Origin of the sequence: Roseibium sp. FZY0029 (assembly GCF_036350355.1) — a bacterium.
GTDB lineage: Bacteria > Pseudomonadota > Alphaproteobacteria > Rhizobiales > Stappiaceae > Roseibium.
Genome location: NZ_JAZDVZ010000001.1, coordinates 442273 through 455192, shown reverse-complemented (window position 1 = coordinate 455192; position 12920 = coordinate 442273). Strand labels below are relative to the sequence as shown.

General features: G+C 60.2%; 11 protein-coding genes. 7 read left to right on the top strand and 4 right to left on the bottom strand.

The features are described from left to right. Positions 1–9 precede the first annotated feature (9 nt). On the bottom strand, positions 10–924 hold the full coding sequence (gene ygfZ / locus V1T76_RS02085; protein WP_330558963.1) for a CAF17-like 4Fe-4S cluster assembly/insertion protein YgfZ: 915 nt from the start codon (positions 922–924) through the stop codon (positions 10–12). A 195-nt stretch (positions 925–1119) separates the two neighbouring features. Here ygfZ and V1T76_RS02080 point away from each other — a divergent pair, with 195 nt between their 5' ends. The 4 genes from V1T76_RS02080 to V1T76_RS02065 all read left to right on the top strand — a co-directional run bounded on the left by V1T76_RS02080 (position 1120) and on the right by V1T76_RS02065 (position 6120). Next, positions 1120–2451 carry a dihydroorotase gene (locus tag V1T76_RS02080; protein ID WP_330558962.1) on the top strand — a complete coding sequence of 444 codons (1332 nt, stop codon included), beginning with the start codon at positions 1120–1122 and terminating at the stop codon, positions 2449–2451. Positions 2452–2708: 257 nt separating this feature from the next. Then, positions 2709–3923, top strand: a complete 1215-nt coding sequence (locus V1T76_RS02075; protein WP_330558961.1) for a L,D-transpeptidase — start codon at positions 2709–2711, stop codon at positions 3921–3923. Between the two features lie 245 nt (positions 3924–4168). Further along, positions 4169–5431 (top strand): DUF3419 family protein, encoded by a 1263-nt coding sequence (locus V1T76_RS02070; RefSeq protein ID WP_330558960.1) that lies wholly within the window; start codon positions 4169–4171, stop codon positions 5429–5431. Between the two features lie 32 nt (positions 5432–5463). Continuing rightward, on the top strand, positions 5464–6120 hold the full coding sequence (locus tag V1T76_RS02065; protein WP_330558959.1) for an SAM-dependent methyltransferase: 657 nt from the start codon (positions 5464–5466) through the stop codon (positions 6118–6120). Between the two features lie 50 nt (positions 6121–6170). Here V1T76_RS02065 and V1T76_RS02060 read toward each other — a convergent pair whose 3' ends face one another. The 3 genes from V1T76_RS02060 to V1T76_RS02050 all read right to left on the bottom strand — a co-directional run bounded on the left by V1T76_RS02060 (position 6171) and on the right by V1T76_RS02050 (position 9891). Next, complete coding sequence (locus V1T76_RS02060) at positions 6171–7676, bottom strand: caspase family protein (protein ID WP_330558958.1); 1506 nt, start codon at positions 7674–7676, stop codon at positions 6171–6173. 7 nt (positions 7677–7683) lie between these two features. Next, a complete protein-coding gene (locus V1T76_RS02055) occupies positions 7684–8766 on the bottom strand; it encodes an OmpA family protein (protein ID WP_330558957.1) in 1083 nt (360 codons plus the stop codon). A gap of 156 nt (positions 8767–8922) precedes the next feature. Next, positions 8923–9891, bottom strand: a complete 969-nt coding sequence (locus tag V1T76_RS02050; RefSeq protein WP_330558956.1) for a LysR family transcriptional regulator — start codon at positions 9889–9891, stop codon at positions 8923–8925. Positions 9892–9999: 108 nt separating this feature from the next. Here V1T76_RS02050 and V1T76_RS02045 point away from each other — a divergent pair, with 108 nt between their 5' ends. Genes V1T76_RS02045 through V1T76_RS02035 form a run of 3 tightly spaced genes read left to right on the top strand, consistent with a single transcriptional unit; the run spans position 10000 to position 12843 of the window. Further along, complete coding sequence (locus tag V1T76_RS02045; protein ID WP_148585064.1) at positions 10000–10866, top strand: ABC transporter permease; 867 nt, start codon at positions 10000–10002, stop codon at positions 10864–10866. Next, positions 10866–11651: an ABC transporter permease gene (locus V1T76_RS02040; RefSeq protein ID WP_330558955.1), complete on the top strand. Its 786-nt coding sequence runs from the start codon at positions 10866–10868 to the stop codon at positions 11649–11651. The genes V1T76_RS02045 and V1T76_RS02040 overlap by 1 nt, the downstream gene beginning before the upstream one ends. Before the next feature lie 52 nt (positions 11652–11703). Further along, positions 11704–12843: an extracellular solute-binding protein gene (locus tag V1T76_RS02035; RefSeq protein ID WP_330558954.1), complete on the top strand. Its 1140-nt coding sequence runs from the start codon at positions 11704–11706 to the stop codon at positions 12841–12843. Positions 12844–12920 lie beyond the last annotated feature (77 nt).

Sequence of the window (12920 nt, the reverse complement as noted above, 5' to 3'; positions counted from 1 at the left end):
CTCGCGGTTTCAGTCCGCGGTGCTCGGCTCCGGCAAGGAAAAGGAAGCCCAGTCGGGCAGCTTTACCAGAATCTCCGCGTCACCGCATTGCAGAGGGGTGCCGTTGTCCTTGGCTTGGGCCACCTTGTCAAGGCGCAGTAGCGCAAGGCCCACAGCGCCATCGTCAGTCGGGGCGCTGGAGCCGAGGGCGCCGACGGATTTGCCGCCGGCCGTGATGTCGGTGCCTTTTTCCGGAAGCGCGGCGCTGCTTTCAATCTGAACGAACCGCTTGCGGGCGTTGCCCCGGTGGTGCATGCGCGAAACCACTTCCTGCCCGACATAACACCCCTTGGAAAAGGAAACGCCGCCAAGCTGATCCAGGTCGGCGTCATGCGGGAAAATATCCGAGTAGTCGTAGTCCTTCAGGCCTTCGGGTACGCCCTTTGAAATGCGATGACGGTCATAGGCCGCAAGGTCCTCGGCCGTGGCCAGGAGCTTCGAGGCAAGCTCTGCGACCGGACCTGCAATGCGCCTGCCGAGTGCGGGCAGCCGTGGGTCGGTGACGGCAGAAAGGGCGCCTTCCACATTACATTCCAGATCCTCGCCTGCGTCCGAACCGTCAGCCCAGAGAGCAATCACGCCAACGTCTTCCGGCAGCAGCTCCAGATCCACCTTCGCCCGCAACCGGTAGAAAGTCAGCCGTTTCAGAAGCTCGGCAGCGGTTGCCGAAGGCGCATCCAGCAGATAACCGCCTTCCAGGCGGTAAATCAGGAAATCGAACAGGATCTTTCCCTGCGGCGTCAGCAGGGCACCTGCGCTAGCACCGCCATCCGTCATGCCGTCGATATCTGCCGTTACCAGATTTTGCAGGAAGTGCTGTGCATCGGCACCGCCAACGCGGATCAGCGAGCGGTCGGACAGAGGGGCATAGGACAAGGTCGGCACGGCAGGCTCCATGGAAAGGATGGCTGTTTCAGACAGAGTGTCTGGCCAGATTTACTTGGTTGGCACATAGGCGCTTTGTCCACCGTGGGCAAGGTTCTGAATCTGCTGGCCCCTGTCTGGCCCTTTGTCGCCGGGCCGCGTATAAGCCCGGTGAACCGACCTGCCGATAGACCCAACTTTACGCGGAGGAGCCACATGAGCGCGACCTATGACCTGATCCTGAAGGGCGGAACCGTTGTCAATCAGGATGGCGAAGGACAGCGTGATGTTGCTGTTCGCGATGGCCGGATTGCGGGCATCGGCTCCTTCGACGCATCACAGGCCGGCGAAACGGTCGATTGTACGGGCCTGCATGTTCTTCCAGGTGTCATGGACACCCAGGTGCATTTCCGCGAGCCAGGTCTCGACCACAAGGAAGATCTGGAATCCGGGTCCCGGGCTGCGGTCATGGGCGGTGTCACCGCGGTGTTTGAAATGCCGAACACCAATCCGCTGACGACCTCGGAATCAGCTCTTGCCGACAAGGTGCGGCGCGGACATCACCGCATGCACTGCGATTTTGCCTTCTGGGTTGGCGGCACGCGGGACAACGTCAAGGATATTCCCGACCTGGAGCGCCTGCCGGCTGCCGCTGGCATCAAGGTCTTCATGGGCTCCTCCACCGGTGATCTTCTGGTGGAAGACGACAAGGGCGTGAAGGAAATCCTGTCCACTACCCGCCGCCGGGCAGCCTTCCACTCCGAGGATGAGTTCCGCCTGCGCGAACGTCAGGGAGAGCGGGTTGAAGGTGATCCGAGCTCTCACCCGATCTGGCGCGATGAGGTCGCAGCGCTCCAGTGCACCCAGCGACTGGTGGGCATTGCGCGCGAAACCGGCGCCAAGATCCACATTCTCCATCTGTCGACGGCGGAAGAGGTCGATTTCCTGATCGACCACAAGGACGTTGCCTCCATCGAGGTCACCCCGCACCATCTGACCCTGACGGACGAAGCCTACCATCGGTTGGGTACGCTGGTTCAGATGAACCCGCCCGTTCGCGCGCCGCGCCACTCGGAGCGCCTGTGGTGGGCCTTGCAGCAAGGCATTCTTGACATTTTCGGCTCCGATCATGCGCCGCACCTGCTGGAAGAAAAACAGAAGCCCTATCCGGCCTCGCCGTCCGGCATGACCGGCGTGCAGACGCTGGTGCCGATCATGCTGGATCACGTCAATGCAGGCCGGCTCAGCCTGGCGCGCTTTGTCGACATGACCAGCGCAGGGCCGGCTCGTCTGTTCCAGACGGCGCGCAAGGGCCGGATCGCCGTCGGCTACGATGCCGACTTCACCGTGGTGGACATGAAGCGCAAGGAAACGATCCGCAACGAGTGGATTGCTTCCAAGTGCGGCTGGACGCCCTATGACGGCAAGGATGTCACCGGCTGGCCGGTTGGCACCGTTGTTCGAGGACAGCGTGTCATGTGGGACGGCGAACTGGCAGCTCCCTCGCGCGGTGAAGCCGTCCGTTTTCTCGATGCATTGAAAGCCTGAAAAAAGCCGTTCCTGGGAACCTGAGGCATGAATGGGCCGTTTTCACCGTTCAGGCCGGGTTCACGTTGCGTCTGCTAACTGTACAAAAATGTGATGTGAATAACAGCCGCGAGCTGGCTAATGTGCGACTTTGCGGCTGAAAGGTGGAAGGAAACCAATAAGTAACCGTGTTTCCTAACCCGATCTACACAGGTATTGGGTACAGTTTTAATCGAGCTTTATGGGTATTTGCGTTGGGGAGCTCAGGGATGTTGTCAATGGAAATGAATTGCCGGAGCAGGCGCAAGCGCGCGCTGCTGAACCTGACCGGAGCCGCAGTTATTTCTTTCGCCGCGATGTCGTCGGCATTTGCGCGGGACGCCGCTCCGGAGACGGATGTGGCAAGCGAGCCGCCGTTGCATATGCTCGTGTCGCTGGACGAACAGAAGATCAAGGTCTATCGCGGCCTGGATCTGATCGAGATTTCGTCGATTTCTTCCGGAAAGCGCGGCCACAGCACACCGACTGGCGTGTTTTCCATTCTGGAAAAGAAGCGCAAGCACTTTTCCAATCTCTATGATGATGCGCCGATGCCGTTCATGCAGCGGCTGACCTGGTCAGGCATTGCCCTGCATGTCGGCCGGCTGCCGGGCTATCCGGCCTCTCACGGCTGCATTCGTCTTCCCAAGGCCTTTGCGCAGTCGCTTTACAGCATGACCGAGCGCGGCATGCATGTTGTTGTCACCAGGGGAGACGCGAACCCGCTGGGTGTCCACCACGCGGTGCTGCCGCAGCCCTATGTGCCGGAAACCGAGGTCGCAAGCCTGACGGACGAGACCATCGCGTCTGATCCGGCCCTGCGCGGGGCCATTCAGGAAGCGCCCCTGCAGGCCAATCTGCCGGCGGTACAGCCTGAAAATCCGTATTTCGATCAGCCGCTTCGGATGATCATCACGCCGCAGAAAGCGCCGAGCCGTATTCAGGTGCTGCAGCAACTGCTCAACCAGATGGGTTTTAACGCTGGTCCGGAAGACGGTGTCATGGGCCGCAAGACCCGCGCCGCCATCAGCCTGTATCAGGAAGGGGCCGAGCTGCCGGTAACCGGTCAGTTGACCGATGCGCTGGAAGTTCGCATTCATGCCGATGCCGGCTACGAAGAACCGCAGAACGCCACCTTGCGGATCCGCCGCAAATTCCGCGATGTCTATTCCGCACCGGTCACGATCAAGGATATCGATCAGGAAATCGGAACGCACGTTTTCACCGCGATGGATTTCAAGCCCGGCGACACGTCCGTTGACTGGATCGCAGTTTCCGCGGAAGGGGAGCGTGGTGGCTCGGCAACCGATGTTCTCGACCGGATCGAGATGTCCAGGAAAGTGGCGCTTGAAGTGTCCACAATGCTGACCCCGGGCTCGTCCCTGACGGTCACGGACCGCAACTTCACCCGCAACACGGGTCTTGGCACCGACTTCGTGGTGATCACCCGCTAGGTTCAGATATCCCAACCGTGCTGGACAAGTGACAGGCCCCCGCCTCGGCGGGGGCTTTTCCGTCTGATGGGCTTCAGGTGGTCCATCCCGGCAAACCGAAGGCGCGTCAGGAACGGATCGGCTGGTGCTCACGGCCGGTTTTATTATCCGGATAACGGCTCGAATCTCCGCAAACGTCACCAAACTGTCGCATCCGTCACGTATCGGAAGGCAGTTTATTGGCGCAGGTGACTCGGGGGAAAGACATGGCGCAGAGCACGCTCACCGCATCGAAGAAACGTCTCAAGAATGCGGTTCACCGGTCTGAAGCAACCTCCAAGGACGGCTTTCTGGAGCGCCTGTTCACATTTGCCTTCAAGGGGCTTGTCTATCCGCAGATCTGGGAAGATCCGGACGTCGACATGAAGGCCCTGCGCCTGACGCCGGACTCCAGGATGATTGCCATTGCGTCCGGCGGCTGCAACGTCATGTCTTACCTGACGGCAAATCCGGCCGAAATCACCGCAGTCGATCTCAACCGCGCACATGTTGCGCTGGGCCGCTTGAAGCTGGCGGCCGCCAAGCATCTGCCGAATTACGAGATTTTCTACAGGTTCTTCGGTGAAGCCGATGAAAAGGCCAATGTGGCTGCCTATCAGCGCTTCCTGAAGGACAAGCTCGATCCGGAAACGGTCGCCTACTGGGAAGGCCGCGACATGGCCAACTGGGGCCGCAAGCGGATCACGCTGTTCTCGCGCGATCTCTATCACCACGGCCTGCTGGGTTACTGCATCGGTGCCGGGCACCTGATCGCGAAGCTCTATGGCATCGACCCGAAATACATGGTCAAGACCAAGTCGCTGGAAGAGCAGCGCAGCTTCTTTGATACCGCGCTGGCGCCGCTGTTCGACAAGCGTCTGGTACGCTGGGCAACGTCGAAGAAGATGTCTCTCTACGGCCTCGGCATTCCCCCGGCGCAATATGATGCGCTGGTCTCTGCCAGTGCCGAGGGCGACATGTCCGCGGTTCTGCGCCAGCGGCTCGAGAAGCTGGCTTGCGACTTTTCCATGCAGGACAACTATTTTGCCTGGCAGGCTTTTGGCCGGGGCTATGCCCCCGGTGGTCAGGACAGCACAGGTCCCGCAGGGCCCTTGCCGCCCTATCTGAAGCGGGAACACTTCGAGGAAATCCGTCAGCGTGCCGGCCGTGTCCGCGTGCTCAACCGGAATTTCACCGAGCATCTCCAGTCGGTTCAGGACGACACGCTCGATGCCTACGTGTTGCTCGACGCTCAGGACTGGATGACCGATCATCAGCTCAACGCCCTCTGGGCCGAAATCACCCGCACCGCCCGCCCGGGCGCCCGGGTCATCTTCCGCACGGCTGCTGAGCCGACCTTGCTGCCGGGCTGCGTCGCCGACCGGATTCTGGATCGCTGGACCTATGAGGAAGAGGAAAGCCTGGAACTCGGCCGTCAGGACCGTTCTTCCATCTATGGTGGCTTCCACCTCTATGTGTTCAACGGTTAGATTGGCCGGTCTCGGGACGGAAAACGAGCATCATGACTCAAGCTGTCGAAACGGCCCGGCTGATGGACGCCGTCTATCGCCATCAGCGCCATTTTTACGACCTCACCCGCAAGTTCTATCTGCTTGGGCGTGACAGGCTGATCCGTGATCTCCAGCCTCCGCGAGGTGGCACTGTTCTGGAACTCGGCTGCGGCACGGGCCGGAACCTAATCGCGGCCGCAAAGGCTTATCCGGACGTGCGCTTCTTCGGTGTCGACATTTCCAGGAACATGCTCGAAACCGCGCAGAAGAACATCGACAAGGCTGGCCTGACGGAGCGGATCAGGCTTGTGGAAGGCGATGCCGCCAATCCCGCTGTAACGGAAGGACTGGGCGTGCCGGCTTTTGATCGGGTGTTCTATTCCTACACGTTGTCCATGATCCCGATCTGGCGTGAAGCATTGGCGGCAGGTGCTGCCCGGCTGGCGCCGGACGGACGTATTCATGTCGTTGATTTCGGTCAGCAGGAGCGGATGCCTTGCTGGTTCAAGCGCCTGCTGTTTGCCTGGCTGAAATCCTTCCACGTGTCTCCGCGCGCAAGTCTGGAAGACGAGCTGAGAGGTCTTGCCGCCAAGAACGGCGCGCTGCTGTCATTCCACCGTCTTTACGCTGGCTATGCGGATTATGCGGTGATCTCCAGACCGGTTTGACCGGGGCTGAAAGAATAGCGGGTCCTGCGAAAAAGAAACCGGCGCTGAGCTCAGGGACATCCCTGTTCGGCCCAGAGCCGCAAGGCATTCTTGAAGGCGCCACCATAGGGGTGTTCCTTCGCCACGGCGCGGGACTTGTCAGCGACATAGGTCTTGGCCTGGTCGCACAGGTTGGCCTGTTCCCAGTGATGGCACGCAGCGCAGGTCTTGTCCTTCCAGACAGCCTCCGGCAGGCCTTCGATCGGCGGATATTTAGGTGATCCTGTGATCAGTTCCGAAATACTGCGGCTGGCAATGTCCGGATCGCCCATGGCGAGCGGCGCATTGAACGCGATGACCGCGGGCGGACCTTTCTGATCCTGGTCAGTTGAGGGCTGTTGGACGGCCACGGGCGCTTCTTCGGGCGGTGGCTGATTGGTAACCGGATCGGCGCTCTGCTCCTTGTTCAGGATCGTCTGCAGTTCCAGGCGCGCCAGTTCTGTAAACGCCCCGTTTGGATAGGCATCCAGATAGGTCTGATAGGCACTTGCCGTTCCCTCGCGGCGCGCTGTTTCGATCATGTCGCGCTCGCTTGTCTGGGGGGCGGCAGGCTCGGAAGCCGGTTGCGGCGGAGCCTCTGCCGATACCACGGGCTGTGCCTCTTTCTCCATCAGAACCGTCAGGAGTTCTCTGGCTTCTCCGGCATAGCGACTGTCCGGGTGCGCGCGCAGGAACAAGAGCACCTGCAAGGGATCCTGGCTGAGCTTGACCGTGTCCCATATCTGGCGAAGCTCGACTTCTTCCGCGGAAGGGGCCTTGGCAGGAACGAACTGAAAATCGACGGTAAGGGAGGACGTATCCCAGGGCGTCTGCTGGTTGCCGGTATCCTTCAGAACGTCGATCCGCACTTCTCTGAAAAGGGTTTCAACGGACATTCCGGGTGTCGGCAGGTGCCGCGCCAGCGCTTCGGTGAACGGGCTGTTGCCACCGGCGCCATCAAGGGCAATATCGCCGGGGGCTGTCGAATAGGCCAGGAAGGTGCCTCGGGGCGCTTTCATTTCCGCAAGGCCGTTGTCGCTCAGGTCCGGGATCGCAACGAACGGGTTGTTGCGGCAGGCATCCAGAATGACGATATTGGTCCGGTTGCGCGCCGAAAACATCTGCCGCAGAACGGCCTGGGCCGGAACGCCGACAAGGCTTAGGTCGGCAGCGTCCTGAAGCTCAATGTCGACCGGAAGCAGAAAGTTCGTACCGAAGGACTGCACACCGTGACCGGCATAATAGAAAAGCCCGGTCGCGTCCTCACCGGCCGCCCGCAAACGACTGCCGAACCGTGAGATCGCCGTGATCATTTCGTGCTGGCTGGAGTCCGTGACGAGCGTTACGTCAAAGCCGACCTTGCGCAGCGTGTCGGCCATCAGCTCGGCATCGTTGACCGGATTGTCCAGCGGCATGACCTCGGTGTAGTTGCCGTTGCCGACCACAAGCGCCAGTCGCGCTTCCGCCTGTGCCCTGTTCATGAGCATGCCAAGGCTGACTGTCAGCGCCAGAAGAAAACCGATCGCAGTGCGATGCATGAGAAGCTTATTCGACAACGACAAACTCTATCCGCCGGTTGCGGCGCTTTCCTTCCGCAGAGGTGTTTGCTGCGACGGGCCGGCTTTCACCATAACCGACGCTCTTGATCCTGCTCTCGGGAATGTTCTTCGAGACAAGGTATTGTTTGACCGCACCCGCCCGGCGTTCGGACAGAAGCTGGTTCGATGTATCGCTGCCGTCACTGTCCGTATGGCCGCCGACTTCGATGACCAGTCCCGGGCATCTTGAGATGATGTCAACGAGGCTGTTCAACAGCGGTTCGCTTCGTGGGTCAAGCTGTGAACTTCCACTTGGAAAATAAATATTGTCCGTGCGGGACAGGATCTCGAACCGGCCGGTACAGGCTTCGCTGTCCAGGTTGCCTTCCGGTTCCAGCGCGGTGCTCGCCGCCAATTGAGAAGCTGTGATTTGTGGTGCCGCATCCGTCGAAACGCTCTGAGCCGGTTCAGCGGTTTTGCGCGCGAAGACAAAATCGAAGGAAACAGTAGCCGAAGGCACGATCACCACACCGGCAGCTTCCTCGAGTTTCTTGATGCCGCCGCCAAGGTTGAAGTCAGACGCTGCAACGGAAACCGGCGCAGTGCTCGAAACGGCAACCAGATCCTCGCTCAGGTAGGTCACGGCAACATCGGACTGGAAGGTCTTGGAAACACCGTGCAGATCCAGCTTGAAATCAAGCGGTATGATCTTGCGTTTGACGGTTGGCAGGTCGGCCAGAGCCGACGCATCGATTTGCGTGGTGATCACCGCCTCGGGGAATTCGAACGTTTCGAAGAACAAAAACCGCATGCGCACGTTTCTGAGGTCGATTTTCGTATCGATCGAGTCCAGATAGATGCGAACCCTGGCGGTACCGGTTTCGTCTATGCCGCCTTCAAATTCGGCGAAAGAGCTGGATTCCACGATGGTGAGGTTTTTCACCGACTGGAACCGGAGGGACGAGGCGTCCCGCTGCAAGGTCCAGCCGCCCTGGAAGAAGTCGTCCGCCGCGGTGGCCGGCGACTGAAACAGGGCAACTGCCATGAGCGCGAGGAACAGGTATTTCCAGGCGAGCGGTCCACTATTCATCTTTTAACCCTTTCAGCCCGGTCGGCGTTGACCGCCACTGTTCCGTAAAACTATGAAAGTTTTGCAAAAATGAAGGGGGATTGCAACGTCCCGCTGGTGGCATTCCAGCCTCGTCGTCACGGTTTCGGCCGGGACGCAGGCACGCTGCGAGGCGCTTCAGCGGTACGTCCGTTTCTCGATCGGTGTCTCCCGGATCTTTTCAAGCAGCATGTCGAGCAAGGCCTGTTCGGCCCGGTTCAGTTTCGCCTTCGGATTCCAGACCACATGAACGTCGATCTCCGGCAGCGCGTCATAGGGCGGTAACTGCCACAATAGCCCATCGCGGATGTCCCGCTTGGCGACATGGACAGGCAGGGGGCCGATGCCCAGCCCTGCGATGATCATACGCCGCACTTCTTCGAGATTGGCCGAAGTGCCGACAACCCTGTCTTCCAGATCGGCTTCCGCGCGCATCAAGGTGACCGGACGGAGTGCATCTTCCAGCCGGTCGGTCACGAAACTGACCGAAGATTGCCCCGCAAGATCGGCCTTCGTCAGGTTCGTCTTGCCGAAAAGCGGATGGGGTGGACCGCAGAACAGGCCGAAGAACTCCCGAAAAAGGCGCAGATATTCAAGCTTCGGGTTGCGTTCGCGCACCAGGCAGACAGCTAGAGACGCCCTGCGCGAGGTTACCGCCTCCAGAGCATCCTTGCTGGCGGACACATTGACGGTCAGCGTTGCCGCCGGATGGCGTTCGTGAAAGGCCCGCAAGGTATCGTCATAAAGTGGCGAGACCACGTGACTGGCCATGGCGATCTCCACATGGCCGCGGATCTCGTCGGTAACGTCGCGCATCAGGGTTCCAAGCCGCAGGATGGATCCCTGGATCTCGATAGCTTCCTTCAGCAGCAGTTGACCGGCTTCCGTCAGCTCGAACTGGCCCGGCTTGCGGTTGATGAGCTTGCGCCCCAACCGGTCCTCCAGCCGCTTCAGCGCGCTGGAAACGGTCGGTTGTTTGAGGCGCAGCCGGTCGGCCGCCCTCGTCACGCTGCCCGATTGGGCCAGCACGATAAAGGTTCTCAGCAGGTTCCAGTCCAGTTCGCGGGCAAGCCGTTCTGCCTGGATTGGGCGCAATCGCTCGGTCATTGATCAGATCTATAGTTATAATTTCCACTATCTATTTGATCAATGAACACCTGTCTGCGACGCTGAAGTCAAGCAATTTTGGCAAGGCATTTGGCGGGGTTCGAGCGCATGAGCGTTGAGGCGCGGGAAAAACGGCAGCCATGGATCCTTCTCTCCCCGGCGTTGACTGCCGTCGGATTGCTGCTGTTCATTCCGCTCGTTTTCATTGTGGTCTATTCCTTCTGGCTGCGCACTGCCACTGGCGCCGACCAGGCTGGCTTTTATCTGGACAATTGGAACGAGGCGCTCACTGATCCCTTCTATCGCGACATCCTGCTCGGTACGCTGCGGATCGCGGCGATCACGACAATTGCCTGCGCTGTCATGGGCTACCCGGCGGCCTATTTCATCGCCCGCTCGCGCGGCAACAAGGCATTGCTGCTGCTGTTGCTGATGCTGCCGTTCTGGATCAGCTACATCATTCGAACCATGTCCTGGATCAACATTCTGGGCGTGTCCGGCGCGGTCAACTGGGTGCTGCTCAATCTCGGCATCGTCTCCGAACCGGTCCAGATGCTCTATAACGAGCCAACGGTGATCCTGGGCCTCGTGCATTTTCTGCTGCCCTTCATGGTGCTGAACGTCTATGTGGCGCTGGAAGGGATAGATGTTTCGCTGGAAGACGCCGCCTGTTCGCTCGGCTCCACCCGCTGGCAGGCCTTCCGGGAAGTTACCTTGCCGCTGTCCCTGCCGGGGCTGGCTGCAGGCGGTCTGCTCTGCTTCGTGCTGAGCGCGGGCACCTACATCACGCCGCTGGTTCTGGGCGGTCCGACGGACGCCATGTTCGCCAATCTCGTCTTCGAGGCGATCATCACCCAGCTCAACTGGCCACTCGGCTCTGCGCTCTCGCTCATGCTGCTCGCCGTCCTTGGGGCTCTGGTTCTGATCTACAACCACTATCTCGGCATGGGCCAACTGATGAAGGGGCTCGGCTGATGGGGTGGCAACTGATCCGGGCCTATACGCTGCTCGTCTATCTGTTCATGTTCCTGCCGGTCGCGGTGGTGGTGCTGCTCAGCTTCAACGCCAGCCAGTTCGGCAGCTTTCCGATGACTGGTTTCTCGTTCCGCTGGTTCGTCGAACTGGCCGGAAACGACGCCATCCTGCGGGCGTTCCAGACCTCGATTGTTCTGGGCGCGCTGACGGCGCTGATCTCCACGACACTTGGTGTTCTGGCAAGCCTTGCCCTGGTGCGCTACGACGTGCCTGGCCGCAACATGATCTCCACCCTCCTGATCGCCCCCATCCTTGTGCCGGAGGTGGTGCTGGCGGTTGCCTTGCTGCTGTTCCTGAATTTCCTGTCGATCAACAAGAGCTTCTTCCTGCTCTTGATGGGGCATGTCATCTTCACGCTGCCCTTTGTCATCCTGGTGGTGCAGGCCCGCCTTGTCGGCATTCGCCGCGATTATGAGGAAGCCGCGCTCAGCCTTGGCGCCAGCCCGGTGCAGGCCTTCTTCCAGATCACGCTGCCGTTGCTGGCGCCGGCTGTCTTCGCGGGCATGCTCTTCGCCTTCACCATCAGCTTCGACGACATCACCGGCACCCTGTTCTGGAAACCGGGCGGGGTCGAAACCGTGCCCACCCAGATCTTTGCCATGCTGCGCAATTCCATCTCCCCGGAGATCAACGCGCTCGGCACCGTGATGATTTTCCTTACCGTCGGCCTCCCGCTTATCGGGCTGGCAATTGCCCGGCGGATGGCCATGCAGCGCGGCGGTTAGAACCGCGCGATCAAAGCAAGTAACCGACACCAGAACCAGAGTGGAAACCAAGATGGACAATACCAAACGCTATGAGCGTCTGCGCGAACGCTATCTCAACGGCGATCTCGACCGCCGCAAGTTCCTCGGCCTGATCGGGGCAGCCGGTCTCGCCTACGGTGTGCAGACGCCCTTTGCCCGCCATGCCATGGCCGCGACCGAGGAAGTCCGCTTCGATGGCTGGGGTGGGGTCGTCTCGGAAGCCTTCCGCAAATACGCGTTCGACCCCTATACCGAAAAGACCGGCATCAAGGTTGTTGACGGAACATTCGGCGGGGGTGATGAATATCTGTCGCGCGTCAAGGCCAGCCAGGAAGGCGAATACAACATCGCGCACTTGTCTGGTGTCTTCGACTATGCGCGCTATGTCAATCTCGGGCTGAACTCGACGCTCAACGAGGACAACATCCCGAACCTGAAATACGTGATCCCGAAGCTGACCGACGTCTTCCGCGGTGTCACCGACGGGAAGCTGTCCTGCGTGCCTTATGACTATGGCACCACGGGCATTGCCTATAACCGGAAATACATCTCCGACGAAGAAGCCAAGGAAAAGGGCGCGAAGCTCCTGATCGACGAAGCCTACAAGGGCAAGATCGGCGGCTGGTCCGACTGGCGCACCCGTGTCTGGTATGCATCGCTGCAGACCGACCAGGACCCGAACAACGCAACGGACATGGATGCCGTCTGGCAGGCCGTGCGCACCAATCGGGATCTTCTGCTGAAATACTGGCAGTCCGGCGCCGAGCTGATGAGCCTTCTGGCGGAAGAGGAAATCTACGTCACCGAGGGCTGGTCCGGCCGGATCTATGCGCTGCAGGAGCAGGGCCACGACATCGGCTATATCGATCCGCCCAACGGTTTCGGCTGGCAGGAATGCCTGTTCGTGATCAAGGGCTCGCCGATGGAAGCCTGTGAAGAACTGCTGAACTTCATGCTGGCGCCCGAAACCTCGATCGCGGTCGCCGAAGGCCAGAACTATCCGCCGGCGCTCGACCCGACGAAGGTCGACCTCGGCAAGAAGATCCCGACCCTGCCGGCCTTCGATCCGACAGGAACGCTCGACGGTCTGACCTTCGCCAATCCGGAATACTGGAACAGCCACGAGCAGGACTGGTCCAAGATGTTCGGGCGGATCCAGAAGGGCTACTGAGCCCGATACGGCCCCATCACCGACCCAGCACCTTCCGGCACTACTGCCGGAAGGTCGTCTTCTCCCCAGGACCTGGA